Source organism: Pseudomonas sp. NPDC087690 (assembly GCF_044743175.1).
In the GTDB taxonomy this organism is placed as follows: Bacteria; Pseudomonadota; Gammaproteobacteria; order Pseudomonadales; family Pseudomonadaceae; genus Aquipseudomonas.
Map to the genome: position 1 here is coordinate 109,213 of NZ_JBIUVX010000009.1, position 18,558 is coordinate 127,770.

An 18,558-nucleotide genomic window follows, 5' to 3' on the forward strand; every position below is an offset into this window, starting at 1 on the left:
GGATAACCTGTAGAGACTGCCCGCATCGCCAAGCCCGCCGTGGCTTTGCTGGAGTTGATCAAAAAACCGCCAACATTCAGTGACTTGCGCACAAACGGCGGGGATCACGCTGTGGATAACCTTGGGAAAGAACGATGCAGGCCACGAGAACCGCGGCCTGCGAGGGTTTGTGCGTTTTTTGATCAGCTGCGCCGGCGCAAACTGATCACGGCGTCAACGCTATAAACGGCCAGACCGGCCCAAATGAAGATGAACGCGATCAGTGTGCTGGACGATAGATGCTCACCGAACAACAGCACGGCTTGCAACAGCACCAGGGTCGGCGCCAGGTATTGCAGGAAGCCGATGGTGGTGTAAGGCAAGTGGCGCGTGGCGGCGTTGAAGCACACCAGCGGCACCAATGTCACCGGGCCGGCCGCCACCAGCCACCAGGCTTGGGACGTGGTCCAGAACTCCGGTTGCGCGCTGGTCGCGGTCTGGTTGAACAGCAGCCAGGCAATGGCAATCGGCACCAGCATCCAGGTTTCCACCACCAGCCCTGGCAACGCCTTGACCGGTGCCTGTTTGCGAATCAGGCCGTAGAAACCGAAGGTCAACGCCAGTACCAGCGACACCCACGGCAAACTGCCGACTTGCCATACCTGCTGCGCCACACCAACCGCCGCCAAACCGACCGCGAGCCACTGCATCCGCCGCAGACGCTCACCAAGAATCAACATCCCCAACAGCACGTTGACCAGCGGGTTGATGTAGTAACCGAGGCTGGCCTCGAGCATGCGTCCGTTGTTCACCGACCACACATAGGTCAGCCAGTTGGCCGCGATCAACGTCCCGCTCAACGCCAGAATTGCCAGACGTTTCGGGTTGTCCAGCAGTTCGCGCCACCAGCCCGGGTGTTTCCACACCATCAGCAGCAGCGCGCCGAACAGCGCCGACCACAGCACCCGATGGATGATGATCTCGACGGCCGGCACTTCGGCGATGGCTTTGAAGTAGATCGGGAACAGGCCCCAGATAATGTAGGCACTCAGGCCCAGAATGTACCCGCGACGCGGGTTGGCGGCTTGCATGCAGAATCCTTGCTCAGGCAGCTGACAAAGGAGGGATTGTAAGGAGGTTGTATAGATGTGTCGTGTCAGAACGCAAAAAGATCGCAGCCTTCGGCAGCTCCTACATGGGAATGTATTCCAGGGTAGGAGCTGCCGAAGGCTGCGATCTTTTGATCTTTGATCAGAAGAGTTTCAGTGGTTCTTCGTTAAGCGCAGACAGCTGTTCACGCAGCGCCAACACCTGATCGCCCCAATAACGCTCGGTGCCAAACCACGGAAAGCTGTGCGGGAACGCCGGATCATCCCAGCGCCGCGCCAGCCAGGCGCTGTAGTGCATCAGGCGCAAGGCACGCAACGGTTCGATCAGCGCCAGTTCACGCGGATCGAAATCGTGGAACTCGTTGTAGCCATCCATCAATTCCGACAACTGCCCCAGGCATTCCTGACGATCACCGGCGAGCATCATCCAGATGTCCTGCACCGCAGGGCCCATGCGGCAATCGTCGAGGTCGACGATGTGGAACATCTCGTCGCGGCACATCATGTTGCCGGGGTGGCAATCGCCGTGCATGCGGATGTTCTGGTGCGGTGTGTTGGCGTAGGCATCTTCCACGCGCTTGAGCAGATCGCGGGCGACGGACTCGTAGGCCGGCAGCAGGCTTTTCGGAATGAAATTGCCTTCGAGCAAGGTGTTCAGCGAGGCGTGGCCGAAGTTCTGCACTGCGAGGGCTTCACGGTGTTCGAAGGGCTTGGTCGCGCCAACCGCATGAATGCGTCCGAGCAACTGGCCGAGGCGATACAGCTGGTCAAGATTGCCCGGCTCCGGCGCCCGGCCGCCGCGACGCGGAAACAACGTGAAGCGGAAACCGGCATGTTCGTGCAGGGTTTCGCCGTTGTGGATCAGTGGCGCCACCACCGGGATTTCGACGTCGGCCAGTTCGAAGGTGAACTTGTGTTCTTCGAGGATGGCTTCGTTGGTCCAGCGCTGCGGGCGGTAGAACTTGGCGATCAGCGGTTCGGAGTCTTCGATGCCGACCTGATAGACACGGTTTTCGTAGCTGTTGAGCGCCAGGATGCGCGCATCGCTGAGGAAGCCGATGCTTTCAACGGCATCGAGCACGAGGTCGGGTGTGAGGGTTTCAAACGGGTGGGCCATGCTGACTCCTGCGCGCAGCAGGCTGCCGCGTCCGGCCCAGCATGGTAGCGCAGATGGCAGCGGGGCAGGTGGTTGGTGTCTGTGCTGACGCCATCGCGAGCAGGCTCACTCCTACAGGGGAACGCACGCATGCCAAATGTAGGAGTGAGCCTGCTCGCGATGAGGGCCTGTCAGGCGCCGACGATCCCGCCGTCTTCGCGGGTAATCGCCATCACCGAAGACCGTGGCTTGCCATTCGGCAAATGCTCAGGGAAGGTCGAACCGCCGTTCTCCCCCGGATGCTGAATCCCGACAAACAGGGTCTTCTGATCCGGCGAGAAGCTGATCCCGGTCACCTCACAGCCAATCGGCCCGACCATGAACCGGCGAATCTCACCGGTCTTCGGATCGGCACACAGCATCTGGTTGTTGCCCATCCCGGCAAAGTCGCCGGCGTTGCTCGAATCACCATCAGTGAGAATCCACAAGCGCCCAGCCTTGTCGAAACCCAAGCCATCCGGGCTGTTGAACATGTTCTGCGGGGTGATGTTCTTTGAGCCGCCCTTCGGCGTACCCGCGTGCACGCCCGGGTTGCCAGCGACCACAAACAGGTCCCAGGCAAACGTCTTCGACGCGTGATCGTCACGGTCGGTGCGCCAGCGCAGAATCTGCCCGTAGACGTTTTTCTCACGCGGGTTCGGCCCACCCACCGGCTGGCCGTCCTCGCCACGCTTGGCGTTGTTGGTCAGGGTGCAGTAAACCTGGCCATCCTTGGGGCTGACGACGATCCATTCCGGACGGTCCATGCGCGTTGCGCCAACCACGCTGGCGGCAAGGCGCGCATGGATCAGCACTTCAGCCTGATCGGCAAAGCCGCTGCTGGCATCGATGCCGTTTTTGCCGTGGGTCAACTCGATCCACTGGCCCTGGCCTTTCGGGTGATCGGGGTTGCTGTCGCCATTATCGAATTTCGCCACGTACAGGGTGCCGTGATCGAGAATGTCGCGGTTGGCCTTGGCGTTGCGATGGTTGATGCGGTCACGGCTGACGAATTTGTAGATGAATTCGCCACGCTCGTCGTCGCCCATGTACACCACGGCGCGACCGTCGTCGGTCTCGGCCAGGGCGGCGTTTTCATGTTTGAAGCGGCCCAGTGCCGTGCGTTTGACCGGGGTCGATTGCGGATCGAACGGATCGATCTCGACCACCCAGCCGTGACGGTTGAGTTCGTTGGGGTTCTTCGCCATGTCGAAGCGCGGGTCGTACGGGTGCCAGTTGATTTCGCGGCTGGCAGCCGAGACGCCGTAGCGTTTTTGCGCAGGGTCGAACTGCTGCTGGGCATTGCTGCTGCCGAAGCAGTCGGTGAAGTTTTCTTCGCAGGTCAGATAGGTGCCCCACGGAGTTTTACCGTTGGCGCAGTTCTGGAACGTGCCGAGGACTTTCTTGCCGTGCTTGTCGGCAGCGGTCTTCATCAGATCGTGACCGGCCGCCGGGCCGCTGATACGCAGCGGCGAGTTGCCGTGGATGCGCCGGTTGTAGCGCGAACCTTGAACGAACTGCCACTGACCGTTCTTGCGTTGCACTTCAATCACCGACACGCCTTCGCAAGCCAGCGCCTTGCGCACGTCTTCGGCCGATTGCGGCATGCCGCCGTGCGGGTAGAGGTAGCGGTAGTTGGTGTATTCGTTGTTGATCGCCATCAACGCGCGGTTGCGGTCGTCGGGGAAGGCGAACAAGCTCATGCCGTCGTTGTTGTCGCCGAACTGCACTTCCTGTGCGGCAGCGGTGCCGTTACCGCTCGGGTCGAACGCCGGGCCGTTCTTTTGCAGGGGCTGGCCCCAACTGATCAGCACCGAAGACTTGTAGCCTTTGGGCAGTGTGATGACGTCGGTGGTCGCGGCAGGAATGCTCTCGAAGCCGAGCAAACGGCTGTTGCCGGCGCTAATGCCTGTGGCCAGCGCGCTGCGGCTCAACAGGCTGCCGCCGAGGAACATCGCCGCACCGCACAGCGCACCGGCGCCGATGAAACCGCGACGGCTGAGGCCGACCATTTTTTCCAGGTCAGTGGATTGGTTTTCTTCTAATAGGCTCACATCAGGCTCCCTGCTTGGTTTTGGCAGCCACCTTAATGAGCGTCGATGACGCTTTCGTTGCAGCGCCTGATTACAGCGGTGTGCCGATCAGCACGTTGGACGGCGAAAACTGCACCTGCACCGGTTGTTCCACGCTCAATCCGCGCGTGCGCAAGTCGAGCGGCTCAGCCAGGGCGCAGAGGGTATGGCCGTTGGGCAGGGTAATCCGCACTTCGCTCGGGCCGTCTTCGGCGTCGAGAATCGCTTCGATGGTGCCCTGCAGAAGATTGTGACCAGACGTTGCAGATTGCTCGCTGCCGAGCAATTCCAGCCAGCCGGCCTTGATCAGGGCCACCACTTCGGTACCGGCTTGCAGCTCCAGATGCACGGTGCTGTCGTGGGTGATCTGCGCGTCGAGGCACAGCCCTTCGGCCAGTTCGAGGCGGATCAGGTCATTACGGCCCTGCGTTTCGATTGCCACGACTTTGCCGTGCAACTGATTGCGCGCGCTGGTTCTGAGCATCAACCGACCGAGCAGATCGAGGTCGCTGGCATCTTCCGCTGCCTCCAGCACCTGCGCCTGCAAGGCCTGCAATTTTTGGTACAGACGCAAAACGCGCTCGCCTTCGCTGGAGAGTTTCGCGCCGCCGCCGCCCTTGCCGCCGACGGCACGCTCGACCAGCGGTTTCTGCGCGAGGTTGTTCAGCTCATCGATCGCGTCCCACGCCGCTTTGTAGCTCAGGCCTGCGCTTTTCGCCGCGCGGGTGATCGAGCCCTGTTCGGCGATGTGTTGCAGCAGGGCGATACGCTGCGGACGGCGGACGATGTGCTGGGACAACAGGGAAGGCATGGACATGGATGGGTGCTTTTTGTGGCGGTGGACGTGGAAGTTGGCCGCTAGCGACGTGAGAGTCAAGCCGAACCCAAATCCCTGTAGGAGTGAGCCTGCTCGCGATAGCGGTGGTTCAGTCAGCATAGATGTTGGCATTGATGACGCTATCGCGAGCAGGCTCACTCCTACAGGGGGATTGTGTTGGCTTCAGCTTCCGGGTTTCGGCGTGCGCGCCAGGCAATAGACATCGACCCGCGCAGCGCCAGCGTCCACCAATAGACGCGCAAGCGCCTGCGCAGTGGCGCCAGTGGTCAGCACATCATCAACCAGCGCCAGATGCCGGCCTTTCACCTGCGCGTCCGGCATGAGGTCGAAGGCTTTATGCAGATTGCGTTTACGCGACTTGGCGTCGAGGTCCTGTTGGGCATCAGTGTCTTTGATACGACGCAGAACAGTCTCCTCAATTGGCAGATCAAGCGACTTGTTCAGCCACTGCGCCAGCATCGCAGCCTGATTGAATCCCCGTTGGCGCAGACGTTTACGCGCCAACGGCACTGGCAACAACGCATCGGGTCTGGGCAAACCCTCATCGAAGCGATGTTGCAGGTATTGCCCGAGAACGTCGGCGAGCAGGTGGCCAAACGGCCATTTTGCGTTGTGTTTAAACCGTGTAATCAAACTGTCGACCGGGAAGCCATACAGCCATGGCACCACCACCTCTTCGAAAGCTGGCGGCTCTAGCTGGCACTCGCCACAGGTCAGACCGGCGGAGGGAAGCGGCAAAGCACAGGAGATGCAGTGATCGCCGAGCCAGGGCAATTCAGTTTCGCAGGCCACGCACATTGGCATTTCTGCTTCTGCCGGCTCATCACACAACAAACAGGTTTGTACGTTTTTTAAACAGATGTAAACCGACTCTTTGCATGGTGGTTGACAGCGCATGTCTCTTCCTTAAATATGCCGAACATCCGTGTAGCGCCTGTGGGTATTCCATTCCCGCAGCCGCCAGCAAGCATAACCAAGGAATTAGCCATGAGCGCGAGCACCACCGCCACCCTGCGTCACGACTGGTCTCTGGCCGAAGTCAAAGCACTCTTCGTACAGCCATTCAACGACTTGCTGTTCCAGGCGCAGACGGTGCACCGCGCACATTTCAACGCCAACCGTGTTCAGGTTTCGACTCTGCTGTCGATCAAGACCGGCGCCTGTCCGGAAGACTGCAAGTACTGCCCGCAGTCCGGTCACTACAACACCGGTCTGGAAAAAGAAAAGCTGATGGAGGTGCAGAAAGTCCTCGAAGAGGCTGCCCGCGCCAAAGCCATCGGCTCGACACGTTTCTGCATGGGTGCGGCGTGGAAGCACCCGTCGGCGAAAGACATGCCGTACGTGCTGAAGATGGTCGAAGGCGTGAAAGCCATGGGCCTGGAAACCTGCATGACCCTCGGCCGCCTCGATCAGGATCAGACCGAAGCGCTGGCCAAGGCTGGCCTCGATTACTACAACCACAACCTCGACACGTCGCCTGAGTTCTACGGCAGCATCATCACCACCCGCACTTACAGCGAGCGCCTGCAAACGCTGGCCTACGTGCGTGAGTCGGGGATGAAGATCTGCTCCGGCGGCATTCTCGGCATGGGCGAATCGCTGGATGACCGCGCCAATCTGTTGATCCAGTTGGCCAATCTGCCGGAGCATCCGGAATCGGTACCGATCAATATGCTGGTGAAGGTCGCCGGCACGCCGCTGGAAAATGCCGAAGACATCGACCCGTTCGACTTTATCCGCATGCTCGCCGTGGCTCGCATTCTCATGCCGCAATCCCACGTGCGCCTGTCCGCCGGCCGCGAAGCGATGAACGAGCAGATGCAGGCGCTCGCGTTCTTCGCCGGCGCCAACTCGATTTTCTACGGCGACAAACTGCTGACCACCGCCAACCCGCAGGCGGACAAGGACATGCAATTGTTTGCGCGTCTGGGTATCCAGCCGGAAGCGCGTGAAGAGCATGCCGACGAGGTTCACCAGGCTGCGATCGAGCAGGCGTTGGTGGAGCAGAAGAGCAGCGAGCAGTTCTACAACGCCGCCGTCTGATCGCCCCACGGATCCCATGCAGGAGCTGCCGAAGTCTGCGATCTTTTGATCTTGTCTTTAAAAAACAACATCAAAAGATCGCAGCCTTCGGCAGCTCCTACACAGTCATTTTTCAGATGTGAGGCCTGCATGTCTTTCGATCTCGCCGCACGCCTTGCTGCCCGCCGTGCCGAAAACCTCTATCGCCAGCGCCCGCTGCTTGAGTCCCCGCAGGGGCCCGAAGTGGTGGTCGACGGCAAACCGTTGCTCGCCTTCTGCAACAACGATTACCTGGGCTTGGCCAATCACCCGCAAGTCATCGAAGCCTGGCGTCACGGCGCGCAGCGATGGGGCGTCGGTGGCGGTGCTTCGCACTTGGTGATCGGCCACAGCAGTCCGCATCATGCCCTCGAAGAAGCCCTGGCCGATCTCACGGGCCGTCCGCGTGCGCTGCTGTTCACCACCGGTTACATGGCCAACCTCGGCGCGGTCACCGCGCTGGTCGGGCAGGGCGATACAGTGCTGGAAGATCGCCTCAATCATGCCTCGTTGCTGGATGCCGGATTGTTGTCCGGCGCGCGTTTCAACCGCTATTTGCACAACGACGCCGAGAGCCTGGCCAAGCGCTTGGAGAAAGCCACCGGCAACACGCTGGTGGTCACCGACGGCGTGTTCAGCATGGACGGCGATCTGGCCGACCTCCCGGCACTGGCCCGCGAAGCCAAGGCCAAAGGTGCATGGCTGATGGTCGATGACGCTCACGGTTTCGGGCCGCTGGGGGCAAATGGCGGTGGCATCGTCGAGCATTTCGGTTTGAGCCAGGAGGATGTGCCGGTACTGGTCGGCACCCTTGGTAAAGCGTTCGGCACCGCTGGGGCATTTGTCGCTGGCAGCGAGGAGCTGATCGAAAGTCTGGTCCAGTTCGCCCGCCCGTACATCTACACCACCAGCCAGCCGCCGGCGCTCGCGTGTGCAACGCTGAAAAGTCTTGAACTGCTGCGCACCGAGCATTGGCGCCGAGCGCATCTGCAGACGTTGATCCGCCAGTTCCGCCGTGGCGCCGAGCAGATCGGGCTGGGGTTGATGGACAGCTTCACACCGATCCAGCCGATCATGATCGGCGACGCCGGGCGCGCGGTGCGTCTGTCGCAGATGTTGCGCGAGCGTGGGCTGATGGTCACTGCGATTCGCCCGCCGACCGTTCCTGCCGGCAGCGCTCGGCTGCGCGTGACCCTGACCGCTGCTCACAGCGAGGCGCAGGTGCAGCTATTGTTAGAGGGACTGGCTGATTGCTTTGCCCAACTGACGCCGGAGCCAAACCATGCGTAATCGCCTGATTCTGCTGCCCGGCTGGGGCCTCGGTATTTCGCCAATGGAGCCTCTGGCGGCGGCACTGCAGGGGCTCGATGAACATCTCAACATTGAAATCGAGCCGTTGCCGGAGCTGGATTCCAGCGACCTGCAAGACTGGCTCGACGAACTCGACGAGCGCATTCCTCAGGACGTGTGGCTGGGCGGCTGGTCGCTGGGCGGCATGCTTGCGGCCGAATTGGCGGCACGGCGTGGCGAGCGTTGCTGCGGTTTGCTGACGCTGGCGAGCAATCCTTCCTTTGTTGCTCATGAACATTGGCCGAACGCGATGCCGGGTGAGACCTTCGATGCGTTTCTTGCCGGTTGCCAGGCTGATTCGCGGATGACCCTCAAACGTTTCTCGCTGCTGTGTGCTCAAGGTGCGCAGGATCCGCGCGGCTTGTCGCGATTGATGCTCGGCGGCGTACCGCAGACTACGCCGGCGGCGTTGATGGCGGGACTGGAATTGCTCGCGCAGATCGACACCCGCGACGCGCTGCAGGCGTTTCGTGGCCCGCAGTTTCATTTGTTCGGCGGGCAGGACGGTCTGGTCCCGGCCGAAGCGGCGGGGGCGTTGTTCGCGCTTTTGCCGGATATCGAAATTGGCCTGATCGAACAGGCCAGTCATGCGTTTCTTCTGGAAGACCCCCACGGACTGGCGGGTGCGATCCAGGCTTTTTTACATGAGTGCGGTGATGACTGATTTGTCTCTTGTGCTGCCTGGCGGCTTGCCTGACAAGCGTCAGGTCGCAGCGTCTTTTTCCCGTGCAGCGGCCAGTTACGACAGCGTCGCCGAGTTGCAACGTGATGTTGGTACACAGTTGATTCAGCGCCTGTCGACGGATTTCGTCCCGGCGCGCTGGCTGGATCTCGGTTGTGGCACGGGTTACTTCACCCGCGCGTTGGCTTCGCGGTTTGCCGAGAGCCACGGTGTGGCGCTGGACATTGCCGAGGGCATGCTCGAGCACGCACGTCCGTTGGGTGGCGCGCAGCATTTCATTGCCGGCGATGCGGAACGGCTGCCGTTACAGGATTCGACCTGCGACCTGATCTTCTCCAGCCTAGCGGTGCAGTGGTGTGCGGATTTCGACGCAGTGCTCAGCGAAGCCTTTCGCGTATTGAAACCGGGCGGAATCTTTGCGTTTGCTAGTCTTTGTACAGGGACGTTGTTTGAGCTGCGCGATAGCTGGCGGCAGGTCGACGGGCTGGTGCACGTCAACCGCTTCCGCGAGTTCGCCCGCTATCAGCAACTGTGCACGGCGAGTGGTTTGCGCACGCTGAGTCTGGAGAATCAGGCGCATGTACTGCATTACCCGGATGTGCGCAGTTTGACCCACGAGTTGAAAGCCTTGGGTGCGCACAATCTGAATCCGGGACGGCCGGGCGGTTTGACCGGGCGCGCGCGGATTCTCGGGCTGGTCGAAGCTTACGAGCAGTTCCGTGAGGCGTCGGGATTGCCGGCGACTTATCAGGTGGTCTACGCCGTGTTGGAGAAACCCGTATGAGCGCAGCCTATTTCATTACCGGAACGGACACCGATGTCGGCAAGACCACGGTTGCCGCCGGGTTGCTGCATGCGGCGCGCTCCGCCGGGTTGAGTACAGCGGCGGGCAAACCGGTGGCATCCGGGTGCGAAGTGACGCCCAAGGGGTTGCGCAATGCCGATGCGTTGGCGCTGCTGGCCGAATGTTCGTTGCCGCTGAGTTATCAACAGGTCAATCCGGTGGCGTTCGAACCGGCGATCGCTCCGCATTTGGCGGCGCGAGAGGCGGGCGTGGCTTTGACCGTGCAATCGCTGCTGGCACCGATGCGCGAAATTCTGGCGATGAACGCCGATTTCACTCTGATCGAGGGCGCGGGTGGCTGGCGAGTGCCTTTGGCCGATCAGGATAATCTGTCGGATCTGGCGATTGCGCTGAAGCTGCCGGTGATTCTGGTGGTGGGCGTGCGGTTGGGGTGCATCAGTCATGCCTTGCTGACGGCCGAGGCGATTGCCCGTGATGGTTTGCAACTGGCGGGATGGGTGGCGAATATCATCGACCCGAAGACTTCGCGGCTGGAGGAGAATCTCGCGACGCTGGCTGAGCGGATTCCGGCACCGTGTCTTGGACGCGTGCCTAAACTCAAGGCCTTGAGTGCAGAAGCGGTGGCAGATCATTTACAGCTGGATCTGCTCGACTAAGCTTTTCTCTATGGGCAGGCACTGTGCCATTAGTGTTTTTGACGGGTGTTTTTCTGACGCCTCTGCTTCAATGGCGGTCATTGATCCTTCCCAAGGATGAGAACTGTTATGGAAATCTCCGGTAACACAGCTTTTTATGCAGGTTTGAGCTCGATCCAGAGCGGTCAGAACCGCGTCGATCAGGCGGCCAGCCAGATAGCCAACAACACCATCGAACGCTCGGTGACCAGCCAGTCGTCCGAAGTGCAAATCGATCGTCTGCGTGGTGTCGATCGTGCCCAGCAATCGGATCTGGCCAGCAATGTGGTCGAGATGTCTCAGGGCAAGATCCAGGCAGAGCTGGGTGTGAAAGTCGCCAAGGCTTCCGATGAAGTGCTCGGTACGATCATCGATACGTTCGCCTGATTTTCTTGTCTTCTGCACGCTGAACGCCGCGACCTTTCGCGGCGTTTTTTGTTGTAAGTCCTTCTCCCTCAACTAATCTTTTTTCAGCGCCCGTGGCTCGTTCGAGTGCATGGCGGTTTGCTGTGTCCGACGTTTTAAAAATCTGATGACGAACGGCAAAAGATCGATGCTTGACAAGATTTCGGCGTAAACGTATGTTTCAAACAACTGTTTGACCGTCACAACAAATCAACACGGTCGTTCATTCCCGGTTACATCAGCAGAGGTTTATCGCTATGCCTGACTACAAGGCCCCCTTGCGTGATATTCGCTTCGTTCGTGACGAGCTGCTCGGCTACGAAGCGCACTATCAGAGCCTTCCGGCTTGCGCAGACGCAACTCCGGACATGGTTGACGCCATTCTCGAAGAAGGCGCCAAGTTTTGTGAGCAGGTACTGGCACCGCTGAACCGCGTGGGCGACCTCGAAGGTTGCACCTGGAGCGAGTCCGGCGTGAAAACCCCGACCGGCTTCAAAGAGGCTTACAAGCAATTCGTCGAAGGCGGCTGGCCAAGCCTCGCCCACGACGTTGAGCACGGCGGTCAAGGCCTGCCTGAGTCGCTGGGTCTGGCAGTGAGCGAAATGGTTGGTGAAGCCAACTGGTCGTGGGGCATGTACCCAGGCCTGTCGCACGGCGCGATGAACACCATCTCCGAGCACGGCACCCCTGAGCAGCAAGAAGCCTATCTGACCAAACTGGTTTCCGGCGAATGGACCGGCACCATGTGCCTGACCGAGCCACACTGCGGCACCGACCTGGGCATGCTGCGCACCAAGGCCGAACCTCAGGCTGATGGTTCCTACAAAGTCTCCGGCACCAAGATCTTCATCTCGGCCGGTGAACACGACATGGCCGACAACATCGTCCACATCGTACTGGCTCGCCTACCGGACGCGCCGGCTGGCACCAAAGGCATCTCGCTGTTTATCGTTCCAAAGTTCATGCCGAATGCTGACGGCACCGTCGGTGCACGCAACGCAGTGACCTGCGGTTCGCTGGAACACAAGATGGGCATCCACGGCAACGCCACTTGCGTGATGAACTTCGACGGCGCTACCGGTTACCTGATCGGCCCGGCGAACAAAGGCCTGAACTGCATGTTCACCTTTATGAACACCGCACGTCTGGGCACCGCGCTGCAAGGTCTGGCCCACGCCGAAATCGGTTTCCAGGGTGGCTTGAAATACGCTCGCGATCGTCTGCAAATGCGCTCCCTGACTGGCCCGAAAGCGCCGGAAAAAGCCGCTGACCCGATCATCGTGCACCCTGACGTACGCCGCATGCTGTTGACCATGAAGGCGTTCGCCGAAGGCAACCGTGCGATGGTGTACTTCACCGCCAAACAGGTCGACATCGTCAAATACGGTGTGGACGAAGAAGAGAAGAAGAAAGCCGACGCACTGCTGGCCTTCATGACTCCGATCGCCAAGGCGTTCATGACCGAAGTCGGTTTCGAATCCGCCAACCACGGCGTGCAGATCTACGGCGGCCACGGCTTCATCGCCGAGTGGGGCATGGAGCAGAACGTTCGCGACAGCCGCATTTCGATGCTGTACGAAGGCACCACCGGTATTCAGGCGCTCGACCTGCTCGGCCGTAAAGTGCTGATGACTCAAGGCGAAGCTCTGAAAGGTTTCACCAAGATCGTCCACAAGTTCTGCCAGAACAACGAAGGCAACGAAGCCGTTGCAGAGTTCGTCGCACCGCTGGCAGCCATCAACAAAGAGTGGGGCGAGCTGACCATGAAGGTCGGTATGGCTGCCATGAAAGATCGCGAAGAAGTCGGCGCGGCCTCCGTGGATTACCTGATGTACTCCGGTTATGCCTGCCTGGCTTACTTCTGGGCCGACATGGCGCGTCTGGCTGCCGAGAAGCTGGCAGAAGGCACTGGAGACGCAGCGTTCTATACCGCCAAGCTGCAAACTGCGCGCTTCTACTTCCAGCGCATCCTGCCGCGTACCCGTACGCACGTGGCCACCATGCTGTCGGGCGCCAACAACCTGATGGACATGAAAGAAGAAGACTTCGCGCTGGGTTACTAAGCTCTAGCGCTGTCTTATGAAAACCGCTGCTCCCGTTAGGGGGCAGCGGTTTTTTTGTTGGCGAATCGCTCAGATAGTCGGGCTTCCGGCCGTTAAAGAGACAGTGTGTGATCTGGATCACATTGTGTGGGCTTGGCTGCACTTTGCAGGCACAATGCCATCTCTTTGCCATGACGGGTCGGAGCTTTACCCTTGCCGCGTTCTTCCGCTGTACGTTTCAGTCATTTCCTACCTTCACTGCTTTTATTACTCGCGGGGTTGGCGGCTGCGTACGTCAAAGACCTCAACGTGTTCTTCACTTCGCTGTTCAATGTGTTGCCGACGTTGGTGCTGTTGTTGGGTGGTGCTTATTGCGCGGTTTACCGCCGTCAGCGTGAACTGTTTCTGATGCTCACGGTGTACATCGCCTACTTTCTTCTCGATACCCAGACCGATTATTACCGTGACAACGGCAAGGTGCGCGAAGACGCTGCGGTGGTCTTCCACCTCGTCTGTTTATTGCTGCCGTTGTTATTCGGCTTGTTCGCCGCGTGGCAGGAGCGCACGCATCTGTTTCAGGACATGGTGGCGCGGTTTGCCGTTTTACTGGCATTCGGCAGCGTCGCGTTGGGCCTTGAGCAAAGTTATCCCCAGGCTTTGCTGATCTGGCTGTCGGAGATTCGCTGGCCAGCACTGCACGGCGCGTGGATGAGCCTGATCCAGCTCTCGTATCCAGTGTTCATTTCGGCTTTCCTGTTGCTGGCCTGGCAGTACTGGCGTAACCCGCGTCCACTGCACGCGGCGCAACTGGTCGGCTTGCTCGGCGTGTTCTGGATGCTGCCGAAAACCTTCATCCTGCCGTTCACCCTGAACATCATGTGCAGCCAGGTGATGCTGATGATTGCCGCAGCAGTTGCGCATGAGGCATATCAAATGGCCTTCCGCGACGAACTCACCGGTCTGCCGGGCCGCCGCGCACTTAACGAACGCATGCAACGCCTCGGTCGTAACTACGTGTTGGCGATGAGTGACGTCGATCACTTCAAGAAATTCAACGACACCCATGGCCACGATGTCGGTGACCAGGTGCTGCGTCTGGTCGCCAGCAAACTGTCGAAAATCAGCGGTGGCGGTAGGGCGTATCGCTATGGTGGTGAGGAATTCGCCTTGGTGTTTGCAGGCAAAACCCTTGAAGAGTGCATGCCGCATCTGGAAGTGATCCGCGAGTCGGTTGCTTCCTACAGCATTCAATTGCGCAATCAGGAAAACCGTCCGCAGGATGATCAGCAAGGTCGTCAGCGCCGCGCCGGCTCGGGTGCCTCCAGCGTATCGGTGACGGTGAGCATCGGCGTCGCCGAACGAGTGGAACAGCGCAATCCGGAGCAAGTGCTGAAGTCCGCCGACGAGGCGCTTTACGCCGCTAAGGGCGCGGGGCGTAACTGCGTGGTGGCATACGGACAAAACCGCCGCGGCGCGGTGCGCATGGACACGGCCGCAGGTTGAGTGATGACGGCGCATTCAGCGTCTGCACAGTGATTGTGGGGCGTGGTGGCCAGCAGTAGGTTGGAGAAATCTGCTGACGGAGAAGCCACCATGCCTGAGTACAAAGCTCCCCTGCGCGACATGCGCTTTCTGATCGACCACGTCTTCGACTTCCACGCCAATTACGCTGCCCTCGGCGCGCACGACGCCAGCCCGGACATGATCAACGCGATTCTCGAAGAGGGTGCGAAGTTCTGCGAGAACGTCCTCGCGCCGCTCAATCGCAGCGGTGACGAAGAGGGCTGCCATTTCGACAACGGTGTGGTGACAACGCCTACAGGCTTCAAGCAAGCCTTCGCACAATACGTCGAGGGCGGCTGGCACGGTCTGGCAGCAGATCCGGTTTACGGCGGCCAGGGCTTGCCGAGTTCGCTGGGATTGGTGATCAGCGAAATGGTCGGCTCCAGCAATACCTCCTGGGGCATGTACCCGGGCCTGACCCACGGCGCGATGTCGGCAATCCATGCCCACGGCACTGCCGAGCAAAAAGAAACTTACCTGAGCAAACTCACCGCCGGCCAATGGACCGGCACCATGTGCCTGACCGAAGCCCATTGCGGTACCGACCTGGGCATCATCAAGACCCGCGCCGTACCTCAGGCTGACGGCAGTTATGCGGTCACCGGCAGCAAGATTTTCATCTCCGCCGGCGAGCACGACATGAGCGACAACATCATCCATCTGGTGTTGGCGAAACTGCCGGACGCGCCGGCAGGGACCAAAGGGATTTCGCTGTTTATCGTGCCGAAGTTCTTGCCAGATGCGGCGGGCGAAGCAGGCGAGCGCAACGGCGTGTCTTGCGGTTCGATCGAGCACAAGATGGGCATCAAAGCGTCGGCCACTTGCGTGCTCAACTTCGACGGCGCCAAGGGCTACCTGATCGGCGAACCGAACAAGGGCCTGAACTGCATGTTCACCATGATGAACCACGCGCGGCTCGGCACCGGCATGCAGGGGTTGTGTCTGGGCGAGGCAAGCTTTCAGGGCGCGATCAAATACGCCAACGACCGCTTGCAGATGCGCTCACTGACTGGCGCCAAAGCCCCGGAAAAAGCGGCCGACCCGATCATCGTCCACCCGGACGTGCGGCGCATGTTGCTGACCATGAAAGCTTTCAACGAAGGCAACCGCGCGCTGACCTACTTCACCGCGCAGTTGCTCGATGTCGCGCATCTGAGCAGCGACGCCGAGGCACGGCAGGAGGCGGAAGACCTGTTGGCGTTCCTCACGCCGATCTGCAAGGCGTTCATGACCGACACCGGGCTGGAAGTGACCAACCACGGCATGCAGGTGTTTGGTGGCCACGGTTTTATTCGCGAGTGGGGCATGGAGCAGTTGGTTCGCGACTGTCGGATTGCACCGATCTACGAAGGCACCAATGGCATTCAGGCGCTGGATCTGCTCGGACGTAAGGTGCTGGGCAGTCAGGGTAAGTTGCTGCGTGGCTTCACCAAAATCGTCCACAAATTCTGCGCAGCCAACGCCGAACATCCGCAACTGGGCAGTTTCGTTGCGCAACTCAATCAGTTGAACCAGCAGTGGGGCGACCTGACCATGAAGGTCGGCATGGCGGCGATGAAGAATCCGGATGAAGTGGGCGCGGCGTCGGTGGATTACCTGATGTACAGCGGTTACATCATTCTCGGTTATCTGTGGTTGCGCATGGCGTTGGTGGCGCAGGCGCAACTGGAAGCGGGCGAGGGTGAGGCGGATTACCTGCGGGGCAAATTGGCGACGAGCGAGTTTTACTTCAAGCGATTGTTGCCGCGTACGGCGGCGCATCGAGCGGCGATCGAGGCGGGGAGTGATTGTTTGATGAAGTTGCCGGCGGAGGAGTTTGCGCTTTAAGGAAGATCAAAAGATCGTCCAATCGCGGCCCGAGCCTTCGGCAGCTCCTACACGGGATCTAATTTCTCTGTAGGAGCTGCCGAAGGCTGCGATCTTTTTTGTTATGACTAAAAATAACAAATCAGTCACCGGTTGACCCTATGTGTCGCAAAAGTTGTTGAGGTACACTCCGGCTCAACGAAAACACCATTCCACGAATCACCTGTTTAGATCTTGCGAGGTTTGCCATGGCTGACTACAAAGCGCCGCTGCGCGATATGCGCTTCGTCCTCAATGAAGTGTTCGAAGTCGCCAAACTCTGGGCCGAACTGCCGGCGCTGGCCGAGACCGTCGACGCCGAAACCGTTGAAGCCATTCTCGAAGAGGCCGGCAAGGTCACCAGCAAAAGCATCGCGCCACTGAGCCGTGCCGCTGACGAAGAAGGCTGCCACTGGGCCGACGGTGCCGTCACCACCCCGGCCGGTTTCCCACAGGCTTATCAGACTTACGCTGAAGGCGGTTGGGTTGGCGTCGGTGGCGATCCGCAATACGGCGGCATGGGCATGCCCAAAGCCGTCTCGGCCCAAGTTGAAGAAATGGTCAACTCCGCCAGCCTGTCCTTCGGTCTGTACCCGATGCTGACCGCTGGCGCCTGCCTGTCGATCAACGCCCACGCCAGCGAAGAGCTGAAAGCCGCCTACCTGCCGAACATGTATGCCGGCGTCTGGGCCGGTTCGATGTGCCTGACCGAGCCGCACGCCGGCACCGACCTGGGGATTATTCGCACCAAGGCCGAGCCTCAGGCCGACGGTTCCTACAAGGTCAGCGGTACCAAGATATTCATCACCGGTGGCGAACACGACCTCACCGAAAACATCATTCACCTGGTGCTGGCCAAACTGCCAGATGCCCCGGCGGGCCCGAAAGGCATTTCGCTGTTCCTGGTGCCGAAGTTCATGGTCAATGCCGACGGCAGCCTGGGCGCACGCAACCCGGCGAACTGCGGTTCGATCGAACATAAAATGGGCATCCAGGCGTCCGCGACCTGCGTGATGAACTTCGACGAAGCTGTCGGTTATCTGGTCGGCGAGCCAAACAAAGGCCTGGCCGCGATGTTCACCATGATGAACTACGAGCGGCTGGGCGTTGGTATCCAAGGCCTGGCGACTGGTGAGCGTTCGTACCAGAACGCGGTTGAATACGCCCGCGACCGTCTGCAAAGCCGTTCGCCAACCGGCGCGCAGAACAAAGACAAAGTCGCTGACCCGATCATCGTCCACCCGGACGTGCGTCGCATGCTGCTGACCATGAAAGCCTCGAACGAGGGCGGCCGTGCGTTCTCCACCTACGTGGCGATGCAACTCGACACCGCCAAGTTCAGTGAAGACGCTACAACGCGTAAGCGAGCCGAGGATCTGGTCGCTCTGCTGACGCCAGTGGCCAAGGCATTCCTTACCGATCTGGGTCTGGAAACCACCGTGCACGGCCAGCAGATTTTCGGCGGCCACGGTTACATCCGCGAGTGGGGGCAGGAGCAACTGGTGCGTGACGTGCGCATCACCCAGATCTACGAAGGCACCAACGGCATTCAGGCGCTGGACCTGGTTGGTCGCAAGATCGTCGGCAGCGGCGGCGCGTTCTACAAGTTGTTTGCTGACGAGATCCGTCATTTCACCGCAACGGCCAGCGCCGATCTGGGCGAATTCACCAGACCGTTGAACGACGCTGTCGACACCCTCGACGAACTGACGTCGTGGTTGCTGGATCGGGCGAAAAACAATCCGAACGAAATCGGCGCGGCTTCGGTCGAATATTTGCAAGCGTTCGGTTACACGGCGTACGCCTACATGTGGGCACTGATGGCCAAGGCTTCGCTGGGCAAAGAAACGCAGGACGATTTCTACGCCAGCAAGCTTGGCACTGCGCGCTTCTACTTCGCCCGTCTGCTGCCGCGCATCCACTCGTTGAGCGCCTCAGTGAAGGCCGGTAGCGAGTCGTTGTTCCTGTTGGATGCAGCGCAATTCTGATGCGATAGCG

General features: G+C 60.0%; 15 protein-coding genes. 10 read left to right on the forward strand and 5 right to left on the reverse strand.

Going from position 1 to position 18,558, the window contains the following annotated elements; all coding sequences use genetic code 11:
- Window positions 1–182: 182 nt before the first annotated feature.
- The 5 genes from rarD to ACIPIZ_RS13020 form a co-directional block, all read right to left on the reverse strand.
- Window positions 183–1,070, reverse strand: a complete 888-nt coding sequence (rarD, locus tag ACIPIZ_RS13000; protein ID WP_064388182.1) for an EamA family transporter RarD — start codon at window positions 1,068–1,070, stop codon at window positions 183–185.
- A 160-nt stretch (window positions 1,071–1,230) separates the two neighbouring features.
- Window positions 1,231–2,205 carry a serine/threonine protein kinase gene (locus tag ACIPIZ_RS13005; RefSeq protein WP_016983182.1) on the reverse strand — a complete coding sequence of 325 codons (975 nt, stop codon included), beginning with the start codon at window positions 2,203–2,205 and terminating at the stop codon, window positions 1,231–1,233.
- Between the two features lie 170 nt (window positions 2,206–2,375).
- Window positions 2,376–4,277, reverse strand: a complete 1,902-nt coding sequence (locus ACIPIZ_RS13010) for a PhoX family phosphatase (protein WP_064388184.1) — start codon at window positions 4,275–4,277, stop codon at window positions 2,376–2,378.
- 70 nt (window positions 4,278–4,347) lie between these two features.
- Window positions 4,348–5,112, reverse strand: coding sequence for a TOBE domain-containing protein (locus ACIPIZ_RS13015; RefSeq protein ID WP_064388186.1), 765 nt, complete (start codon window positions 5,110–5,112; stop codon window positions 4,348–4,350).
- 183 nt (window positions 5,113–5,295) lie between these two features.
- The gene (locus tag ACIPIZ_RS13020) at window positions 5,296–6,030 is read right to left on the reverse strand and encodes a ComF family protein (RefSeq protein ID WP_401165597.1); all 735 of its coding nucleotides are present in this window, start codon (window positions 6,028–6,030) and stop codon (window positions 5,296–5,298) included.
- Between the two features lie 90 nt (window positions 6,031–6,120).
- On the opposite strand from ACIPIZ_RS13020, the gene bioB reads away from it, so the two are divergent.
- The 10 genes from bioB (at window position 6,121) to ACIPIZ_RS13070 (ending at window position 18,548) form a co-directional block, all read left to right on the forward strand.
- Complete coding sequence (gene bioB, locus ACIPIZ_RS13025; protein ID WP_064388191.1) at window positions 6,121–7,176, forward strand: biotin synthase BioB; 1,056 nt, start codon at window positions 6,121–6,123, stop codon at window positions 7,174–7,176.
- 129 nt (window positions 7,177–7,305) lie between these two features.
- Window positions 7,306–8,484, forward strand: a complete 1,179-nt coding sequence (gene bioF / locus ACIPIZ_RS13030) for an 8-amino-7-oxononanoate synthase (protein WP_401165599.1) — start codon at window positions 7,306–7,308, stop codon at window positions 8,482–8,484.
- Window positions 8,477–9,208, forward strand: coding sequence for an alpha/beta fold hydrolase (locus ACIPIZ_RS13035; RefSeq protein ID WP_401165601.1), 732 nt, complete (start codon window positions 8,477–8,479; stop codon window positions 9,206–9,208). Before bioF ends, ACIPIZ_RS13035 begins: the two co-directional genes overlap by 8 nt.
- Window positions 9,201–10,010: a malonyl-ACP O-methyltransferase BioC gene (gene bioC, locus ACIPIZ_RS13040; protein ID WP_401165603.1), complete on the forward strand. Its 810-nt coding sequence runs from the start codon at window positions 9,201–9,203 to the stop codon at window positions 10,008–10,010. Before ACIPIZ_RS13035 ends, bioC begins: the two co-directional genes overlap by 8 nt.
- Window positions 10,007–10,687, forward strand: coding sequence for a dethiobiotin synthase (gene bioD, locus ACIPIZ_RS13045; RefSeq protein WP_016983173.1), 681 nt, complete (start codon window positions 10,007–10,009; stop codon window positions 10,685–10,687). Before bioC ends, bioD begins: the two co-directional genes overlap by 4 nt.
- A 108-nt stretch (window positions 10,688–10,795) precedes the next feature.
- Window positions 10,796–11,092, forward strand: coding sequence for a hypothetical protein (locus ACIPIZ_RS13050; RefSeq protein ID WP_064388199.1), 297 nt, complete (start codon window positions 10,796–10,798; stop codon window positions 11,090–11,092).
- A gap of 275 nt (window positions 11,093–11,367) precedes the next feature.
- Entirely contained in the window at window positions 11,368–13,173 is a 1,806-nt protein-coding gene (locus ACIPIZ_RS13055) for a phenylacyl-CoA dehydrogenase (RefSeq protein ID WP_122660119.1), read from the forward strand.
- Between the two features lie 192 nt (window positions 13,174–13,365).
- A complete protein-coding gene (locus ACIPIZ_RS13060; RefSeq protein ID WP_401165606.1) occupies window positions 13,366–14,655 on the forward strand; it encodes a GGDEF domain-containing protein in 1,290 nt (429 codons plus the stop codon).
- Window positions 14,656–14,745: 90 nt separating this feature from the next.
- Window positions 14,746–16,542 carry an acyl-CoA dehydrogenase C-terminal domain-containing protein gene (locus ACIPIZ_RS13065; RefSeq protein ID WP_401165608.1) on the forward strand — a complete coding sequence of 599 codons (1,797 nt, stop codon included), beginning with the start codon at window positions 14,746–14,748 and terminating at the stop codon, window positions 16,540–16,542.
- 227 nt (window positions 16,543–16,769) lie between these two features.
- On the forward strand, window positions 16,770–18,548 hold the full coding sequence (locus ACIPIZ_RS13070; protein WP_236429390.1) for an acyl-CoA dehydrogenase C-terminal domain-containing protein: 1,779 nt from the start codon (window positions 16,770–16,772) through the stop codon (window positions 18,546–18,548).
- Window positions 18,549–18,558 lie beyond the last annotated feature (10 nt).